This window comes from Pontibacter roseus DSM 17521, assembly GCF_000373265.1.
In the GTDB taxonomy this organism is placed as follows: Bacteria; Bacteroidota; Bacteroidia; order Cytophagales; family Hymenobacteraceae; genus Pontibacter; species Pontibacter roseus.
On the sequence record NZ_KB890766.1, the window covers coordinates 1 to 19,307 of the forward strand.

Annotated in this window: 12 protein-coding genes; 3 read left to right on the forward strand and 9 right to left on the reverse strand. The window is 51.1% G+C overall.

Going from position 1 to position 19,307, the window contains the following annotated elements; all coding sequences use genetic code 11:
• From B051_RS22205 to B051_RS0114340, 7 genes are all read right to left on the reverse strand, one after another.
• The coding region (locus B051_RS22205) for a glycosyltransferase family 2 protein (RefSeq protein ID WP_157578920.1) at positions 1 to 314 on the reverse strand (314 nt) is incomplete at its 3' end.
• A 163-nt stretch (positions 315 to 477) separates the two neighbouring features.
• Positions 478 to 2,079, reverse strand: coding sequence for a glycosyltransferase (locus B051_RS0114315; RefSeq protein ID WP_018478899.1), 1,602 nt, complete (start codon positions 2,077 to 2,079; stop codon positions 478 to 480).
• A gap of 9 nt (positions 2,080 to 2,088) precedes the next feature.
• The gene (locus tag B051_RS0114320) at positions 2,089 to 3,372 is read right to left on the reverse strand and encodes an ABC transporter ATP-binding protein (RefSeq protein ID WP_018478900.1); all 1,284 of its coding nucleotides are present in this window, start codon (positions 3,370 to 3,372) and stop codon (positions 2,089 to 2,091) included.
• Between the two features lie 12 nt (positions 3,373 to 3,384).
• Positions 3,385 to 4,239, reverse strand: a complete 855-nt coding sequence (locus B051_RS0114325; RefSeq protein ID WP_033316947.1) for an ABC transporter permease — start codon at positions 4,237 to 4,239, stop codon at positions 3,385 to 3,387.
• 297 nt (positions 4,240 to 4,536) lie between these two features.
• The gene (locus B051_RS0114330) at positions 4,537 to 7,857 is read right to left on the reverse strand and encodes a right-handed parallel beta-helix repeat-containing protein (RefSeq protein WP_018478902.1); all 3,321 of its coding nucleotides are present in this window, start codon (positions 7,855 to 7,857) and stop codon (positions 4,537 to 4,539) included.
• 863 nt (positions 7,858 to 8,720) lie between these two features.
• Entirely contained in the window at positions 8,721 to 10,661 is a 1,941-nt protein-coding gene (gene dnaK, locus B051_RS0114335; RefSeq protein WP_018478903.1) for a molecular chaperone DnaK, read from the reverse strand.
• Between the two features lie 356 nt (positions 10,662 to 11,017).
• Positions 11,018 to 11,638: a hypothetical protein gene (locus B051_RS0114340; protein ID WP_018478904.1), complete on the reverse strand. Its 621-nt coding sequence runs from the start codon at positions 11,636 to 11,638 to the stop codon at positions 11,018 to 11,020.
• 266 nt (positions 11,639 to 11,904) lie between these two features.
• On the opposite strand from B051_RS0114340, the gene B051_RS0114345 reads away from it, so the two are divergent.
• Positions 11,905 to 15,096 carry a WD40/YVTN/BNR-like repeat-containing protein gene (locus tag B051_RS0114345; RefSeq protein ID WP_018478905.1) on the forward strand — a complete coding sequence of 1,064 codons (3,192 nt, stop codon included), beginning with the start codon at positions 11,905 to 11,907 and terminating at the stop codon, positions 15,094 to 15,096.
• A gap of 86 nt (positions 15,097 to 15,182) precedes the next feature.
• Here the strand turns inward: B051_RS0114345 and B051_RS0114350 are convergent, their stop codons facing one another.
• Positions 15,183 to 15,638 carry a hypothetical protein gene (locus tag B051_RS0114350; RefSeq protein ID WP_018478906.1) on the reverse strand — a complete coding sequence of 152 codons (456 nt, stop codon included), beginning with the start codon at positions 15,636 to 15,638 and terminating at the stop codon, positions 15,183 to 15,185.
• A gap of 56 nt (positions 15,639 to 15,694) precedes the next feature.
• On the reverse strand, positions 15,695 to 16,165 hold the full coding sequence (locus tag B051_RS0114355; protein ID WP_018478907.1) for a hypothetical protein: 471 nt from the start codon (positions 16,163 to 16,165) through the stop codon (positions 15,695 to 15,697).
• 146 nt (positions 16,166 to 16,311) lie between these two features.
• Between B051_RS0114355 and B051_RS0114360 the strand changes: the two genes are divergently transcribed.
• Together B051_RS0114360 and B051_RS0114365 are read left to right on the forward strand one after the other, a co-directional pair.
• A complete protein-coding gene (locus B051_RS0114360) occupies positions 16,312 to 16,878 on the forward strand; it encodes a PepSY-associated TM helix domain-containing protein (protein WP_018478908.1) in 567 nt (188 codons plus the stop codon).
• 8 nt (positions 16,879 to 16,886) lie between these two features.
• Positions 16,887 to 19,298 carry a TonB-dependent receptor gene (locus B051_RS0114365; RefSeq protein ID WP_018478909.1) on the forward strand — a complete coding sequence of 804 codons (2,412 nt, stop codon included), beginning with the start codon at positions 16,887 to 16,889 and terminating at the stop codon, positions 19,296 to 19,298.
• Positions 19,299 to 19,307 lie beyond the last annotated feature (9 nt).

A 19,307-nucleotide genomic window follows, 5' to 3' on the forward strand; every position in this document is an offset into this window, starting at 1 on the left:
AGGTGGCCTTTCGCGTGATTGATGCAGGTTTCGAAGTTGCGCAGGCTGCCTACGTTCTGGGGTTGCCTATAATAGCTTATCCTGCCTTTGCCTACCTCCTGCACTATCTTTTCTACATCAGCATCAGTGCTGGCATCGTCTACTACCTCAATCTGCATCTGTTCTACAGGTATACCCTGCTCCAANACACTTTCTAGGGTGTATACCAGAAATTGGGAACAGTTATACACCGGAATCATAACAGACCACAGTGGTCTCTCCTCGGATGGGTCTAGGGGAGGGATGATGGGAGGGGAGGTAGGAATGCGTTCCATGACAATCAGATACTTTTTGAAAAGAGTTAGCTGTAAGCCTGTATACTAAATCTCAAAGCATAGTGCTGGTTAAAATTCATGTAATTATTCAATCTAAGGCTGGCGATGTAATGTGGGTTATCACTAGGGATTGAGTTCAGCATTCAATCAATCGGCTATCAATTTATTTAGTTGTTTTTGCTGTTATTATAACTTGGTAGTCAGGGTCGTTGAAAGCGAGCATCTCATAGGGAATCTCCGGGTAACCTAAGCCATACAAGCTGGCGCTAGCAGTAAAGACATTTCCATAACTATAAACTTCTGTTGTGCATTCTGGGAATGTTTCTTCTAAAAGCTTTAAAACAGACTTATCAGTGAACGTCCAAAGATGGGCTTTTTCTGAACCGGCACTATTTGCTGGTATGATTCCTGGGACAGTTATCATCATAACTCCTTCGGGTTTTAAGATTCGGTAGCAGGCCCTGAGAATACCCTGGAAGTCATAAACAAGGTTTAATTTCTGTGCCAGTATGATGCAATCGAAAGTTTCATCCGGTATAGCCCTGATATCCTCCATGCATCCGTCATTACCAGTTTCCAGTTGTTTATCAAGATGGAGAATGTGGCTATTTTCAACTCTGTCAGCGCCATATTTACAGGTGTATTGGTTACTATCAAATTCTAGAACGCTGCCTTTGATGTTAAGTGATTCATTTCCTAAGAAGTTTCCGATATAATAGCTCTCCATGGAACCGCCTCTGTCGCTCTCAGGATTCCTACTGAAAGGAATAAGGCGATTGAAATCACCAAGTCTTACTTTTCCAGGTAATGGTACGGGGGGGACTTTATCAGGAAGGTAAGACCTCAGTTTTTTTGTGATTCTTTTAGAACTAGTACGCTGTAGCATCTTGTATATGACGCTCATTTTGCTGATGTTATAAAACTCATGGAATGTTAGGTTTTGAGTATATCTTAAAAGCGTGTAATAGTCTCTCCACGATATTCCCTTTTCTTCCCACAGTTTCGTGTATAGTTCCTGTGCATAATACGATTTCCAAAAATTAACACCTTCAGAGTAAGCCATAACTTCTGATGGGTTTGATAGGCATGCCTTTTGACGGTTCAGTACCTTTAATGCTGTCTTCAACATCAAGGGAGCATTGTTAGACATATTTGAACCGTGAAAGCAATAGGCCGCTACTTTATTCGCGTGATGTAAAACGGGGTGCTTTCTGGTAACTTTGAGGTATAAATCATAGTCCTCACAGGCTTTAAGAGAAGTGTCGAATAGAAATTCATTGAACACCCATCTTCTGTACATGACGGTTGCATGCATACCTATGTAGTTTCCTTTAAGCAGATGCGTGTAATGGTCAGCATTTATTGTCTTAATGACAGGCTGCACAGTGTTGGAAGCAGTGAAAATCTTATCATGGCTTCCTGATACGAAGGCAAGTCTTTCATTTCTCTGGATGTAGCTGAGGTTTATTGCAAGGGCAGTTTCGTACAAATAATCGTCTGCATCCAGAAACACCAAATAATCGCCCTTGCAGCTATCTATGCCTTTGTTTCTGGCTGCCGAAAGACCTTGATTATTTTGGTATATGTACTGTACCCTTTTGTTTTGCTGAGCTACATCTCTTGTATTATCCACAGACCCATCATCTATGACAATAATCTCAAAATTCTGGTAAGACTGAGCTAATACACTGTTTATTGCCGTCTGTAGATATCTGCCATGATTGTAACAGGGTATAACAACTGATACTAGGGGATTAAGGGCCATGGGGTAAAGCTATGATTCTGATATCAGTTCTTTTTGCCCTAGTAGGAATGGGAACTTGGGTCTTACAATACCACACCATTTGCCAAAGTACTGAATGCCTCCACGGTAGTCCTCTACATCAAAAGACAGGCATTCTTCCAAATCGTACAGCTTGATGGCAGCGTCCTTGGCAACGTTGAGCGTTATATAATAAGAGCCATCATTTAAAAAGTTGCCAGGAATGCTGCACTCACCACTGACGATACCTTCATGGCAGTGTGCGGCTGGAGACAGTAAGTCAAAAACGCAATCTCCGCTATACGAATACAACACGAGTCCTACGTTAAGGCTCACATCATGAAGAAGGTTCCAGAACTGGAACCTCACAGTCAATGGTGTGCGAACATCTATTATGCCATCCGTTTCTTCAATGTGTGGTATAAGCTCCACGTGCTTGAAGCGTACCAAATCGTTGCCTGGAGCATCTTTAAGGTTCTCCCAACTTTGAGAGAGGTTAAACTTTTGCATGCTGGCAATGTACTTATTAGCCACAGTAGTCGAAGGTCCTATTTCTTTGAGTATACCTTTGTTTAACCAAATTGCTCTATCACATAGAGTATTGACCGCCTGCATATTGTGGCTGACGAAAAGGATTGTTCTACCATGTCCCCGGGATACGTCCTTCATCTTGCCCAGGCATTTCTTCTGAAAATCAGCATCGCCAACGGCCAACACCTCATCCACAATCAGGATATCAGGCTCCAGGTGGGCGGCCACGGCAAAGGCCAAGCGTACGTACATGCCAGAAGAGTAGCGCTTGACGGGCGTGTCGATGAACTCCTCTATACCTGAAAAGTCCACTATCTCATCGAATTTGGCTGCTACCTCTGCTTTACTCATACCCAGAATGTAGCCGCTGATAAAAATATTCTCGCGCCCGGTCAGTTCCTTGTTAAAACCAGTTCCCACTTCCAGCAGGCTGCTCACCTTGCCTTTGCCTTTCACAGTACCCGTGGTAGGTTTTACTATACGAGACACTATTTTCAGTAAAGTGGATTTGCCAGAGCCGTTGCTGCCTATAATGCCGACAGATTCCCCCTGTTTCACGTCGAAGTTGATGTTCTGCAATGCCCATATGTGGTCGCGGGCGGCGGCATGTCCCGAAGCACTGCCCAGTTGAAAGAAGGGGTCTTTTTTTCTCAGCACATAGAGATTCCACCAATGCTGTAGGTCTTGCCTAAAGGACCCTGTCCCTATGGTCCCGAGCCTGTATAGCTTGGATAAGTTCTCTACCCGGATGATGTCGTCTGCCATACCTTGTCCTGTCTACACTATGTCTATCAATTTGTCGCCTTGCTTGTTGAACCACATCAGGGAGACACTAAAAAAGGCCGCCGTGAAAAGAATACTATACAGCAGGGCAACGGGAGACACCGTCCCTTCTCCTAACAATGACAGACGGAACAACTCAAATACCGGCGTAAGCGGATTCAGCTGGACAACCCACCGTACCTGCTCTGGGACAGAAGCCAGAGGGTAAATCACGGGCGTCACATACAGGAACAGACGGACACCTAAGCTGATGAGGTAGCCCATGTCCCTGTACTTAGCCGTGAGAACGGAGAAGAACAGCCCCATCCCCAACGCAAGAACGGCCGTTGTGACAACAGCCACCGGAAACCAGAGGATGCCTATACCTATCGGTATGGTTAAATCCTGAAATAACCAGTAGTACAGCACCAGTGCCAAAAGCATCATCAGTTGAATTCCGAAGTTATATAGCTGTGTGCTTATAACGGATAGCGGAACCACAAGGCGCGGGAAATAGACTTTGCTGAAGAGGTGCACATTGTCCCTGAAGGTGGTTGCCGTGCCCGTGAAGCTGTCGCTGAAAAAACTCCATAGGATGATGCCTGCAAAATAAAACAGCACAGGAGGCAACGTTCCGGTAGGTATACCCACAAACTTCCCAAACACGACCACATAGGTGACCAGTGTCAGGAGCGGTGGAAATAGAATCCAGAATGGTCCCAATATGGTCTGCTGATACTTCAGGAGAAAATTTCTTTTGACCAGCCCGGCCAGCAGGTGACGAAAGGACCACATCTCGCCCAGACTGGCACCCCAATAGCTGGTCTTACTGGATATCTCCCAATCCCAGGATGTCTTTGTTTGCGGCATGAAGTTGTAGCTTATCAATAAATGCATCCATCTGTCACCCTTGTTGTAAAACCTTTGAAGCAGGTGTGTCAAGAAGGATAAACAATTTTTACATTGAATGGTACAATATACGAATGTTTGACATAAATGTAGCAGAGGCGGCGGCTACGCCATCTTCCACAACAACTTATTAAAACGGCAGGCTTTCATTAAAATTGTTGCTACGTTCCTATACCGTGTAAATAAAAAAGAGGGAAACGGCCATTTCGCCGTTTCCCTCCTGTTAAGTTTCGCTTTCGATAAGAACACTCAGGTGCCTCAGTTCCTCAGCAGTTTGTAGTGGTGTGCCTTGTTGTTGTACATCGCAGTCATAAAACAAACTGACTTGTTCGGCACTTTGCTCAGATTGATAGGGAGTCTCAAAAGGCCCTTTTGCACTGGTATGGACTCACGAAGTATTTCCTTTCCCTGTGCGTCTGTCACTATTACAAGCATCACTTGTCGGTCCAGTGCCTCAAGCTCCAGTGTAACAATGTCTGAGAAAGGGTTTGGGTATGCTGATGCCAGCAAATCTGACTTGTTGAACTCTATGGTCTGAACAGCAGAGTAGGTGATGGTCCCGTCAAAGTCAATCTGGCGCAGGCGGTAGTGCCTGGTGCCTACCTCTCGTATACCTGCCTCTCTGAATGTATAGCGCTGCATCATTTGCGAGTTAGGGGAGTGGCTTTTCAGGAAGCCGATGTTGCGAAACGGTTCCCCGTTTTCGGCTACTTCCACCTCGAAGCCCATGTTGTTTTGTTCTGAAGCAGTAGCCCATTCCAATACTACATCAAAGCCCTGTTGCTTAGCCTTGAAAGATACAAGTGACACAGGCAGGGGAACAGGCATACTCTGGATGCTGGCAACAGCAAAAGGAGAGAACGAGGTTACGCCTTTGATGTTGATAGAATAGGTGTTGGGAATGATGCCTTTGGACACGGTTCCGATACTGTTTTCGACCACATCCCATTCACCATCTTCAAAGTGGCTGATGTAGCTCGCGTCGCGTTTGAAATTAGGAAGTTCGTCAGAGATGTTCCACTGCAGGTTCAGAGATGCGCTGGAGCCGCCAGCCGTTTCCTCAGTGATGTGCCAGGTCTTGTTCACGGCTCCTTCCACGGCAATGCCTCCCTCAGGGGTATAGGTCTTGAACCCTTCTTCTACTCTGATGCCAAAGTTGTCTGTCACACCATCGTTTTGCAACCGGACAGGGGCAAAGCTCCCTGCAGTGCCAACCGGGAATACCTTCGTAATGCCTGGTCCTATACCTTGGAAGGTGAGTTGGCCAGTGCCATCTGTCACAATATAACTTGACTGGGTATAGTTAGAGACACTACCTGAGGAAGTGAGATTCAAGTCATGGTTACCTAAGAACAGCTTTACCTGGTCCAAATCCAGCATGTTCACAACTGTGACATCGCCTGCCAATGTTTTTTTGCCTGTTCCTTTTAATAGCAGGTTTCCATAAGTACCATGAGGTATAGCTTGTGATGCCTCTCCGTAAAAGATGATGTTAGAGTGAGGAGCTGCCTGAAGATTGGCTACCATGAGTTTGCCGCTTATTTCCAAGGAGCCTTCATCTTCAATGGAGACAGGGCCTGCTGCGGACAGATTACGAGCATAGGCATGTTCTCCGGTCTTGATAGTGGGGATAGAGGTCGAGGCATCCTGTGAACCAGGTATATGGACATCTATTTTGGTCGTAGGTATGCAGGTACTCCAGTTGTCACTCTCGAGCCATGCAGAGGAGCCCGCTCCACCTGTCCATTCAGAAGACGATGCGTCGCTAATAGTGACAGTATGGTGTTGCGTATGAGTTTGCCCGGCAGCATCGGTATAGGTATACCTGAGCGGATGGTTGCCCACACCTGCGGCCAAAGGATTAATCCAAACTCCCTCTTGTACACCACTTCCGGAATAGATTCCGCCGGTAGCCTGACCGAATGTGAGAGGCAGCATACCGCCCTGTAGGCAGGCCTTGCTATTGTCCGTCAACTGGTTTGCGCCTATGCAGAGGTCGTTACGTTGGGTGATGCTGTTGCCCCAAAAGTCAGATTCACCGGTCTCCAATTTGTAATCCCTTTTTAGGTCAAGCGCCTTACCCACCATAGCAGAACCTTTTTCGAGTTCATATCCCTTCAAGGTGTACAGAGCATGGGAGTTGGCCACTGTAACGCCTTTACCTGGAGATTTAAGTTTTGGGTCAAGAAAATATCCTACGGATACACCATCACGCTGCTCCTGGCCAGTGGCCATCTGCCACTTAGGGAGAGAGTCGTAGGTGGTGGTGCCCCATCTGAAACTTGGTTTTACTCCAGAAGACCAATAGTTGTTCCCTTCGAACCGAATGTTTGCCGGCACATCCACCTGCACCAGGGCCTCACCAGTCGTCACAAAAATGTTGTTGCGGAACGTAGCCTGAGTGGCGCCGCCAGCCTGAACCCATACGGCCTTGGGGTTGCCCTGTGCTGATTTAGACTGATAGATGGTGTTGTTATAGATTTGGGCATTTTTGATGGGTTGCGCGCCCTTAGTTGTAGACCATAAATGGATGGCGCCATAGTTGTTCTTCCTGCCATCGTTTTCGCTGATGTTGTAACGAATGATGATGTTCTCCATGGCCGGAGCATTGTCAAATTGCGCAAGAAGATAACCGGCCCCTTCATTGTCATGCGAATAGTTGTACTGCATGATGGAGTTAGTACTTCCTCCATCAATGTCAAACCCACCACCGTCTTTTGCGGTGCCAGTCCTGTTGTGGTGGGATTCGTTGCGCTGTATGATGAGGTTGTTGCACATGTAGCCCCAGATACCAACAGGCCCTCCGGATTTCCATGCATTCAGCCATCCGTTGTTATAGGCCTCGCTATACTCGATTATACCACCATCGACACCGCTCATGACGATGCCGCTGCCGCTGTGGATGTTTGTCCTAGTCGGTATGCCGGAGTTGTCAAATGCTTTACAGTTAGCTACATAAACATTTTTGTGCCCTATTTTAAAAGGAGAAGCATATATATTTATGCCCTTGTCCCCATTCGTGTGTGTAGAACAGTTTGTGATAGAAACGTTGTCAAACCCACTTGTACCGTTGCCACTGCCAACACCTATACCTGCTTCACGATAACCAGAAGCTTCTACATTGTCTATGTATATGTAGGATAGACGTGTCTTGGGCAAATCCATATAAACGTTCACCCCTATTGTAGTATTTGTTTCTTGACCTGAACCTATAAATATTAGGTCTTCGATTTTGAAGCCAGCTGTGTTGTAAAGGATTATACCAGCCGCGGTACCACTAGTGATAGTCGCTCTGTTATTTCCAAAAGAGCCTACCACAATGGGTTTCTCTGCGGTGCCCTTAGCATTCAAATAAAAGAGAAGGCTCCCAGGAAAAGTAGAACCCCCTTCAAACAGGATGGAGTCCCCCGGATAGAAGATGGTGGCATTGACCTTGGCTATGCTGGCCCAAGCCTTTGTCGCTGAGGAGCCAATATTGTTGTCGTTACCGGCGGTGCTGATGTAATAGGTGGCCGCTTGCACGCAGTAGCTGCCCAGAACCAGAATAAGTGTGATGGCTGTCGTAGTAAAAAACCTCATGACGCGGGCTGCTAGATGTTGCGGTGCGTAAATACAACTTGCCCAACCTGTGCAGGTACAAGCAAGCGAGGGTAACAGAACAGGATAGGAATCCTCCTGAGCAATAAAATGGCCGCTACTGCGAAGATTGACAACAAGAGAGGGTAAAAGTGGACCATAGATGCCAGATAACTTATAATTGGAAAATAGTAAGCACTCGAAAAGTTGGTATGTATGCGATTTTACTTAGAATAGTGACAACCTCTGCGTATACTGTCGCTTCAGTAGAATAAGAAAGTTAGTAAATGGCATCTGCTGCTCCTTACGCTACTGCTCGCTCACACTTCATTTTATGATATAATAATATATGATTACTAGCTGTGAAGCAAAAAATTAACAATATTTAATTTAATATATTTATTTAGTCTAATGAATTGTTGGCTTTGAAATAATTATAAATAGAGAAGCTATCTATGAAGTGACTTGCGGTCTTTTGCCTACTATAAGTTCAAAAACCAAAAGATTAATTAATATTATGTTGATAGGATTATAAATGCATTGCTTATTAAATATATAGTAACCAGAAAAAGACCATTTTACTTACAGGTATGCCTTACAGTGCATTGAAATCGCCTTGAATAGGAGGGAATGTGGGTAAATCTCATGAAGCATAGGTGTCTTCGAGCAGTCTGGACAGGATGGCGTTAAACTTAGTAGAAGTAGAGACAAATGAACCAGATGGTCCTTATAATGTGCTATCAAATAGTAGCCAACAGCCTGGATTGGCAGAGCAAGCTTTTTTGGTTTAGGAGCACCTGCTGGCTAAAACAAAAAAATCCCCTGCCGAAACTCGACAGGGGATTCCATTATAGTTTGAGTTATTCTTATTTCTTACCGTCTACTTCTTCGTAGTCCACGTCGGTCACACCGCCGTCTTCAGCGCCTGCGTTCTGAGGGCCTGCGCCCGGACCGCCAGCCTGCTGGCCGTTGCCGCCAGCATCAGCGCCTGGGGCACCCTGCGTAGCCGCATACATCTCCTGAGAGGCGGCCTGCCAAGCGTTGTTCAGGCTTTCGATGGCTCTGTCTATACCTGCCACGTCTTTCGCACCGTGTGCTGTTCTGAGCTCGCCCAGCGCGGTCTCGATGTTAGACTTGTTGCCGGCAGACAGTTTGTCGCCATACTCTTTCAGCTGCTTCTCGGTCTGGAAAATCATGGAGTCGGCCGCGTTCAGCTTCTCAATCTCTTCCTTCGCCTTCTTATCCGCCTCTGCGTTGGCTTCGGCTTCCTGACGCATACGCTCGATTTCCTGCTCGCTCAGACCAGAAGAGGCCTCGATGCGGATTTTCTGCTCTTTGCCAGTCGCTTTGTCCTTGGCAGTCACGTGCAGGATACCGTTGGCGTCGATATCGAAGATAACCTCGATTTGCGGAACACCACGCGGTGCTGGTGGAATACCGTCCAAGTGAAAGCGTCCGATGGTGCGGTTGTCCTTGGCCATTGGGCGCTCGCCCTGTAGCACGTGAATCTCCACAGAAGGCTGGTTGTCAGATGCGGTTGAGAAAGTCTCAGACTTCTTCGTAGGTATAGTCGTGTTAGATTCGATGAGCTTGGTCATCACACCACCCATTGTCTCGATACCCAATGAAAGCGGGGTCACGTCCAGCAGAAGCACGTCTTTTACTTCACCTGTCAGTACACCACCCTGAATCGCAGCACCGATGGCCACCACCTCATCTGGGTTCACACCTTTAGAAGGCTTCTTGCCGAAGAACTTCTCTACTTCTTCCTGCACCTTCGGTATACGAGTAGAACCACCTACCAGAATCACCTCGTCGATGTCAGAAGTAGACAAACCCGCATCCTGCAGGGCCTTCTTGCAAGGCTCCATGGAGCGGCGAATCAAGTCATCAGACAGCTGCTCGAACTTGGCGCGAGTGAGTTTGCGTACCAAGTGTTTCGGAACACCATCCACCGGCATGATGTAAGGCAGGTTGATTTCAGTCTCGTTAGAAGAAGAGAGCTCGATTTTGGCTTTCTCAGCGGCTTCCTTCAAGCGCTGAAGCGCCATTGGGTCTTTGCGCAGGTCCAGGCCTTCGTCTTTCTTGAACTCATCCGCCAGCCAGTTGATGATAACCTGGTCAAAGTCGTCACCACCCAAGTGCGTGTCACCGTTGGTAGAGAGAACCTCAAACACGCCGTCGCCCAGCTCCAGAATGGATATATCGAAGGTACCGCCACCAAGGTCGAATACCGCTATTTTCTGGTCTTTGTGCTTCTTGTCCAAGCCATAGGCAAGCGCTGCTGCTGTTGGCTCGTTGATGATACGCTTCACCTCAAGGCCTGCAATCTGGCCGGCCTCTTTGGTAGCCTGGCGCTGTGCGTCGTTGAAGTAAGCAGGTACTGTGATTACGGCTTCCGTTACCGTAGTGCCCAGATAATCTTCGGCTGTGGCCTTCATCTTCTGAAGCACCATAGCAGAGATTTCCTGTGGCGTGTACTGGCGGTCGCCAATCTCCACGCGCACGGTGTTATTGCCACCCTGCACCACTTTGTAAGAAACCTGCTTCGATTCTTCGCTCACTTCATTGTAGCTGTGGCCCATGAAGCGCTTAATGGAAGCGATGGTGTTTTGAGGGTTTGTAATTGCCTGGCGCTTGGCAGGGTCACCTACCTTACGCTCTCCATTGCCGCCATCCAAAAATGCGACGATAGACGGTGTTGTTCTGCGGCCTTCGCTGTTGGGTATAACCACCGGCTCGTTACCTTCCATTACGGCAACGCAGGAGTTGGTTGTACCTAAGTCAATACCAATTATCTTTCCCATTCTATAGTTTTATTATATAATTTCTAATACGATTCTATTACTGTTGATACCTCTATATCAAGGTATGTGCCAAGGCGTTTTAGGCTGCTTTTCTATGTCATTCTGTCACCCGGGCCCTCCAGCTTTCCATTTTTGTCTTTATTCGGAACCGAACGTTGCCCAAGCCACGACAAAATTTCCAGCACATGTCTCTCTTTTACTCGGAGCCTTAGCGTTGGTTTCTAAAATCTGCATCTGCGTGCTGAGAAAGAGGCCGGGGGAATAGTCAAGGTATAGCATCAGGTATGAACCTATGAAAAACGGCAAAGGCCACAGCAATCAGCATGCTGTGGCCTTTGTAGGTATGGGTTTCGGTGTTACCTTCTGCTGGTCTTCTGATACGATTTCTCCAGCTCTTTGAAGAGCAGGTTGAGGTGCTCTGTGAATTTCTGGGAATGGCGTAGGCGCTGCTTTTCGTCGCTGCCGAACATGCCACCGCTGGTATAGGTGCGGGCCATGCGGCCGAACTGCTGGTGGCCCAGGTCGCGGCTGAGCTCAAGCGTGGCCAGTGTCTCGTTCTTCGGGAAATAGTAGAAGAAGGCGTAGAAAGGAAGTCCGGAGGCTACCATGGCGACGGGCACGCCAATCAGACCCACCGCGCTTACCAGAAAGCCCGTGGTGCGCTGGCTGGAGTTGGTGTACTGCACATCGTCAATGAAAATGGAAAGGGAGCTGGTGTCCTGGCAAGAGGTGAGTTGGAAGGCGTGGCGCTCCTGGTTGTAGCGCTGCATGTAAAGCTCCAGCGTGTTCTCAAACTCCTCCTGAAACTCCAGCGGAACCTGTGGCGCAAAAACGAGGCATACGCCCAGCTGTTCTACCCGCTTGCCCGGTTGCATGGCAATGCGAGGCGGAGTGCATTGTGTAAAGAGCACGATGACTGTGAAGAACAGCAGAAGCCGCCCGATAATAGAGTTAGTTTGTCGGTAGAGGTGTTTCATTCAAGGTATAGTTTCAATGGACTAGCAAAATACTATATTTTGTACATACTATGTTATGTACTCCTTCTGAAAATTTCCAGACTCCCCAATTCTGTTTCTTTCGTGCTTCTGGAGGCGGCAAGGACAGTTTGAAAAGAGGGGGAGGAGCGGAGGATTATACTGCCAGACAAGGCGTGAGCAGGAAATTCCCGCTTGCTTTTCTTCTTAAACTTTCCTAAATCATTGACCCAAACTGAACTAGCTGACGAAAATTTACGCACCATTCCATGAAAAGAACCCTTTACAGAACGGGCACAGCGGCCTGTCTGCTGCTGGCATTGACCTTGGCACCTACAGAGCTGGTGGCCCAAAAACAGAAGCAGCGCAGCAGTAGCGGCAAGCAAAAGGAAGCTGCCGCCCCATTTGACGCCAAGCTCTACAACGGTATAACCTGGCGCTCTATCGGCCCCTTCCGGGGTGGGCGCTCTGCCACTGTGACGGGTGTGCCGGGCAAACCCAATCTGTACTATATGGGCTCTGTTGGCGGAGGCGTGTGGCGCACCACCGATGGCGGCTCTACCTGGGAGAATATTTCTGATAAATTCTTTGGAGGCTCTATTGGCGCAGTCGCTGTGAGTGAGGCCGACCCGAACGTGCTGTATGTGGGAGAAGGGGAGAAAACGGTGCGCGGCAACGTGTCCTCCGGCCATGGCGTCTGGAAGTCGGTGGATGCCGGCAAATCCTGGCAGCACATCGGGTTGAAGGATTCCAAGCACGTCGGCCGTATCCGTATCCACCCGCAGAACCCGGATATCGTGTATGTGGCGGCCATGGGTGATTTGTACAAGTCGCACGAGGAGCGGGGCGTGTTCAAGAGCACGGATGGCGGCAAGACCTGGAAGAAGACGCTCTTCGCCAACAAGGACGCCGGCGCCGTTGACCTCGTTATCGACCCGAATAACCCACGCATCCTATACGCCACCACCTGGAACGTGCGCCGTAATCCCTATAGCCTATCTTCAGGCGGACCCGGTTCCGGCATTTGGAAGAGCACCGACGAAGGCGATTCTTGGAAGGAGATTTCACGGAACGAAGGCCTGCCAAAGGGTACGCTGGGCATCATAGGTATAGCCGTTTCTCCGGTCAACTCCAACCGCGTGTTTGCCATGGTGGAAGCGGAGGAGGGCGGCCTGTTCCGCTCCGATGACAGCGGCCTGACCTGGCAGAAGGTGAATGATGACCGCAACCTGCGCCAGCGTGCCTGGTACTATACCCGCGTGTATGCCGACCCGAAAGACGAGGACGTGGTCTACGTGCTGAACGTGGCCTACCACCGCAGCAAAGACGGTGGCAAGACCTTCTCCTCCGCCTACGCTGGCCACTCAGACCACCACGACCTCTGGATTGCGCCTGAGAATCCTTCGCGCATGGTGATAGCCGACGACGGTGGTGCGCAGGTGACGTCTGACGGCGGCATGAACTGGAGCACCATGGACAACCAGCCCACCGGTCAGTTCTACCGCGTGGTGACGGACAACCACTTCCCATACCGCATCTATGGCGCGCAGCAGGACAACTCCACCGTGCGCATCAGCCACCGCTCTACAGGGTATAGCATCACCGAGGATGACTGGGAAGAGACAGCGGGCTCGGAGAGTGCGCACCTGGCCGTGAATCCGGAGAACCCGGAAATAGTGTATGGCGGCAACTACGGCGGCTTCCTGTCAAGGGTAAATCATAGCAACGGGCAGGAGCGGGTGATTAACGTGTGGCCGGACAACCCGATGGGCCACGGCGCGGAAGGGATGAAGTACCGCTTCCAGTGGAACTTCCCCATCATGTTCTCGCCTAACGACCCCAAGAAGCTCTATACCACCTCCAACCACGTGCACGTCACTTACAACGAAGGACAGTCCTGGGAGACCATCAGCCCGGACCTGACGCGCAACGATTCCACCAAACTGGGTCCGTCGGGAGGGCCTATTACGAAGGACAACACCAGCGTGGAGTACTACGGCACTATCTTCGCTATCAGCGAGTCGCCAGTAGAGCCGGGGGTGATTTGGACAGGCTCCGATGACGGCCTCATCCATGTGACGCGCGACAATGGCAAGAGCTGGACGAAGGTACAGCCGAAGGGGATGCCTGAGTGGATACAGATTAACAGCCTGGAGGCGCACCCGACCCTGAAAGGAGCCGCATACGTGGCCGCGACCATGTACAAGTCCGGTGATTTCAGCCCTTACCTGTACAAGACGACCGACTACGGCAAGAGCTGGACGAAGATTACTACAGGTATACCTGGTCATCACTTCACCCGTGTGGTGCGCGCTGACCCGAAACGCCAGGGCCTGCTCTACGCCGGTACGGAGTATGGCATGTACGTATCGTTCAACGACGGCAAAAGCTGGCAGCCGTTCCAACTGAACCTGCCGCTGGTGCCAATCACGGACCTGACCATCAAGAACGATAATTTGATTGCCGCCACACAAGGCCGCAGCTTCTGGATTATTGATGACCTGACGCCGCTGCACCAGCTCAACGCAGGTATAGCTAACAGCAAATTCCACCTCTACAAGCCGCTCGACACCTACAAAATGGACGGCGGCAACCGCGGCCTTTCCAAAACAGCTGGCGAGAACCACCCGGGCGGCGTGATGGTGCACTACTACCTGCCACAGAAACCTGACTCTACCACGGTGGTGCAACTGGAAATTATGGACCAAAACGGAAAACTGATTCGCAGCTACATGAGCAACGCCAAAGAGAAAAAGGACAAGCTGGAGGTGAAGGAAGGGCTGAACCGCTTCGTTTGGGACATGCGCTACGCTGAGGCCAGCAAGTTTGACGGGCTGATTCTGTGGGGCGGCGGCACACAAGGGCCAAAGGCTATACCTGGAACCTACAAAGCGAAGCTGACGATGAATAAGGAGAGCCAGGAGACGGACTTCACCATCCTGCCGGACCCACGTACCAAAGCCACGCCGGAAGACCGGGCCGCGCAGTTTGCCTTCCTGATGGAGGTGCGCGACAAGCTGACCGAAACACATGATGCCATCAAGGACATCCGCACCATGCGTACGCAACTCAACACGCTGAAAGGTAACCTGAAGGGGCAGGAGAATTACAAAGATGTAGTAGAATCTGCTACGGCCATCGACAAGAAAATCACCAAAATAGAAGAGGCGCTGTATCAGACCAAGAATCGCAGCGGTCAGGACCCGCTCAACTACCCCATCCGGCTCAACAACAAGCTGGCGAACCTAGTGGGACAAGTGAGCACCGGCGACTTCCGGCCAACGAACCAGGCCTATGAGTTCAAGAAGGAAATCACGGCGCAGATTGATACACAGCTGAACCAGTTCCGACAGGTGCAGGCCCAGGACGTGCCGGCGCTGAACAGGTTAGTGAAGGAGAAAGGGGTAGATGCCATCTCGGTGAAAAAAGCGGAGGCGGCTCCGGCAACCGGCTCGCTATAGCTTTAGCCAGTGCTGAAACGACAGGAAGCCCCGCCACTTGTGGCGGGGCTTCCTGTTTTTGATAGGTATAGCAGGTATACCTCCGGCTACTGCTTTGCTACGACCAACCTCGCTCTCTTCGGTAATTGAGGACCTTCTGCCGTGGGGTAGGGGGCCACATCCAATACTCTGATACCATACGTTTTCCCATCTAGAGAAACCTTGAATGCGCGAACAGAGTCAGGGTTCACATGCCTCATGCCAGCATAGCTGATTTTCAGGTCAGTCGTTTGGCCATTGGGCGCGCTGATGGATAAATCCAAGTCCGCCTGACCAGCGTGGATGCACAACACCTCTTTTGGGCAGCGGCTATCCAGCACATTGCCCAGGCTCAATACCAGTTTGCTGTCCTCCTGCCGGGTGCTGTCATAGAGCACCATGTAGTTGAACTGTTGGACCGTAAAAGCCTGGCCGAAAAGGGCGTTAGGTATAGGCGACTGAGCCGGAGGTATAGGCAGCATGGCCTGAAGCAGCAGCGTGAAAGGGAGCAGGTAGGGCAACATCGGTTAATGAGTAAAAGGTATAGAGGCTGTATAATTGCAGCAATTTTGGCAGGAGCTTAGAGCTTCTCCACCATTATCCGGGCTTTCTTTGCTTCTCCTGGTTTCTCCAGACCCGGGTATTGCATTACTTCCTTTAGGGTGAAGCGGTAGTTCACCTCCCCAACCAGCGCGGTAACAGCATGTGTGTCGCGGGGGGCTGATGAGGAGCAGTCGCCCAGGCAGAGCGTGATGTTCTCGGTAGTGCCCTGGTTGTTGGAGGCACGCAGGGTAACGGTGGCTCTCCCGAGGGTGGCGCAGTCCGCGGTGACCGGGCAGCGGGAATCCTGCATGCTGGCCACAGAGACAATGAGTCGGCGCGGCACGTTTCCGCCGTAAAGCGTCACCTGCTCCAGGTGCTGCAGTAGCACTTCCTGTCCGAACCGGGCATCACCGGCTTCCTGAGCAGTCTCGGTGTTCAGTCCAGTGTCATCGGGTTTGCATTGGCTGAACAACACCAGCGCGAGCAGAAGGTGGAGGAATCGAAGCATAGAATCTATTAGGTATGTAAGTAGAAGAGCCCAGCCAGCGGCTAATGGTTGCATGGGCATCGCATTTTGTTAAACCGATGTCTGCACATTGTTAATTTGCTGCATTTGTGGCATATTGTGCTTTCATACCAATCCTTGCATTCGTTTTGAGTACCCCTGCCATCAGCATTGTCAAAAAGAAAGTCAAGTTCCTTGCCGAGCGGCTGCGGAATTTCAGGGTATACCACCGCTTCCTGGGCCTGGCGATTGGGGCGTTTGTGTTGGTGAGCAGCCTGACAGGTATACTGCTGGGCTGGAAGAAGGACGTGGATTTGCTGCAACCGCCCACCCAGAAAGGCGTCACCATCGATTTGCAGCAATGGATTCCGCTCTCTGAGATGGCCGCGCTTTCCGTGGCCGGGCTCGACTCAGCGGCGGCCGTGAAGGACAACCCCATTGACCGCATAGAAGCCCGCCTCGACAAAGGCATCGTGAAAACCATCTTTGTGGAAGGGAGCTGGGAAGTGCAGCTCGATGCCAGCACCGGGAAGGTACTCTCCGTCGCCCGCCGCCACTCCGACTGGATTGAGAAGGTGCACGATGGCTCCATCATCAGCGATTTGTTCAAACTGGTGTCCATGAACGTGCTGGGCCTGGGCCTGTTGGTTCTCACCATAACAGGGTTCTTCCTGTGGTTCTATCCTAGGAAAATCCGCCAGATGAAAAGCGAGTAAGGGACGTGATGCGCATGCCATACCTGTTGATAACGATGTGCTGCCTGCTCGGCCAGTCTGTACTGGCGCAGGTGCTCACCGTGCGGGACCAGGACACGCGCCGCCCGCTCGAAATGGTGCTGCTTTTTGATGGCGTTACCGGGCAATCGGCTGTGACAGACAACAGGGGGCAGGCGGACCTGGCGGCTTTCAAGGCTTCCAACAGAATTGTGGTGAGGCTGGTGGGTTACAGCACGGAAGAACGAAGCTATGCCCAGCTGCAGCGCCAGAATTTCCAGCTATACCTGAAAGAGAACAACATCACCCTGGATGCGGTGGTGGTATCGGCTACGCGTTGGCAACAGGATGCGCGCGAAGTGCCGCAGCGGGTGATTACCATCCGCCCAAAAGACATTGAGCTGCAAAACCCGCAGACCGCCGCCGATTTGCTGGGGCAGGCAGGGGAGGTGTTTATTCAGAAAAGCCAGGGAGGCGGCGGCAGCCCCATGATTCGCGGCTTTGCTACCAACCGCGTGCTCCTGGCCGTGGATGGCGTACGCATGAACACAGCCATTTTCCGGAGCGGCAACCTGCAGAACGTCATCTCCCTGGACCCATTCGCCATAGAAAAAACGGAGGTATTGTTCGGCCCCGGCTCGGTGCAATACGGCAGCGATGCCATTGGCGGCGTGATGAACTTCTATACCCTCTCTCCGCAACTGGCAGCCGACTCAGGTAGGCTGGTGACCGGTAATGCGGCCGCCCGCTGGTCCTCAGCCAACAACGAGCGCACCGGTCATATAGATGTCGGGATTGGCTGGAAAAAATGGGGACTGCTGACAAGTGCCACCTACAGCGACTACGATGACCTGCTGATAGGTTCCCATGGCCCAAATGACTACCTGAGGCCTGAATATGTGCAGCGCGTAAACGGGCAGGATGAAGTGGTGCATAACCCGGAGCAGCGCCGCCAGGTGCACACCGGCTACCGACAGCTCAACCTGATGCAGAAAGTCAGGTATAGGCCTAGCGAAAGGTGGGATTTGCAATACGGTTTCCATTACTCCACTACTTCCAATGTACCCCGCTACGACCGGCTCACGCTATACCGGAACGGAACCCTCCGCTCCGCTGAATGGTACTATGGGCCGCAGGTATGGGGGATGAATCACTTCAATGCTTCCCACACAGCCAACAACGTGCTCTTCGACAGGCTCAACATCGGGGTGGCGCATCAATTGTTTGAGGAGAGCCGCCACAACCGCGATTTAGGCAAGCCGATTCGGTACAACCGCTTCGAAAAGGTCAACGCGGTATCGGCTAACCTGGACATGGAGAAAGCATTCGGCAGGAGACACCAGCTGTATTATGGGCTTGAAGCAATCTACAACAAGGTGAACTCCCGAGGGACAGACGAGGATGTACAGACCGGGAAGCAGGTGGCGGGTCCGCCGCGCTATCCCGACGGTTCTGACTGGAGCTCTTATGCGGCCTTTTTGTCTTACCGGTTCAAGGCGGCGGAGAAGCTCACGGTGTTGTCCGGAGTCAGGTATAACCATTTCCTGTTGAAGGCCGACTTTGACGCAGACTTCCACAGCTTCCCTTTCGCTTCGGCTAAGATAGACAAGGGTGCCTTCACCGGAAGCGCCGGGCTCGTGTACAACCCGGATGCCACCTGGCAGCTGAGCACGAACCTTTCCACCGGCTTCCGCTCCCCTAACATCGATGACATCGGAAAAATCTTCGATTCTGCGCCCGGATTGGTGGTCGTGCCTAACCCGAATCTAGGACCGGAGTACGCCTATAATGTGGATGCAGGTATAGCCAAGGTATACCGGGACGTGCTGAAGGTTGACGCCACCGTTTTCTATACCCATTTGCAGGATGCGCTCGTACGGCGCGATTTCAGGCTCGGCGGTCAGGACAGTCTGGTGTATGAAGGGCAGCTGAGCCGTGTGCAGGCGCTGCAGAATGGGGCCTTTGCCACGGTGTGGGGCGTGCAGGCAGGTATAGAGCTGAAGTTGCCGGCTGGTTTCGGGTTGGCGTCGCGCTACAACTGGCAGCGGGGCACCGAGGAACTGGACAATGGGGAGCAGGCGCCTTTGCGGCACGCTTCGCCTGCCTTCGGCCTTACCCGCCTCACCTATACCCGCCACCGCATAAAAGCCGATTTGAGTGCCGTGTACAACGGGGCCATCCGAAACAAAGATTTGGCGCCGGAAGAGCAGGAAAAGGCCTACCTGTACGCAGCCGACGAGAACGGAAAACCCTATAGCCCTTCCTGGGTTACGCTCAACCTCAAAGTCCAATACCAGCTTACGCCATACCTCTCGGCCACCGCCGGACTGGAGAACATCACCGACAAACGCTACCGCCCTTACTCGTCTGGTATAGCGGCACCCGGCCGGAACCTCGTGCTCTCGGTGCGGGCAAGGCTCTAGCAACCGGCT

What these genes read in the sequence shown, in the direction of transcription:
- B051_RS0114315 (WP_018478899.1), bottom strand. Translation starts at nt 2,079, where the DNA reads ATGGCCCTTAATCCCCTAGTATCAGTTGTTATACCCTGTTACAATCAT.
- B051_RS0114320 (WP_018478900.1), bottom strand. Translation starts at nt 3,372, where the DNA reads ATGGCAGACGACATCATCCGGGTAGAGAACTTATCCAAGCTATACAGG.
- B051_RS0114325 (WP_033316947.1), bottom strand. Translation starts at nt 4,239, where the DNA reads ATGCCGCAAACAAAGACATCCTGGGATTGGGAGATATCCAGTAAGACC.
- B051_RS0114330 (WP_018478902.1), bottom strand. Translation starts at nt 7,857, where the DNA reads ATGAGGTTTTTTACTACGACAGCCATCACACTTATTCTGGTTCTGGGC.
- dnaK (WP_018478903.1), bottom strand. Translation starts at nt 10,661, where the DNA reads ATGGGAAAGATAATTGGTATTGACTTAGGTACAACCAACTCCTGCGTT.
- B051_RS0114340 (WP_018478904.1), bottom strand. Translation starts at nt 11,638, where the DNA reads ATGAAACACCTCTACCGACAAACTAACTCTATTATCGGGCGGCTTCTG.
- B051_RS0114345 (WP_018478905.1), top strand. Translation starts at nt 11,905, where the DNA reads ATGAAAAGAACCCTTTACAGAACGGGCACAGCGGCCTGTCTGCTGCTG.
- B051_RS0114350 (WP_018478906.1), bottom strand. Translation starts at nt 15,638, where the DNA reads ATGTTGCCCTACCTGCTCCCTTTCACGCTGCTGCTTCAGGCCATGCTG.
- B051_RS0114355 (WP_018478907.1), bottom strand. Translation starts at nt 16,165, where the DNA reads ATGCTTCGATTCCTCCACCTTCTGCTCGCGCTGGTGTTGTTCAGCCAA.
- B051_RS0114365 (WP_018478909.1), top strand. Translation starts at nt 16,887, where the DNA reads ATGCGCATGCCATACCTGTTGATAACGATGTGCTGCCTGCTCGGCCAG.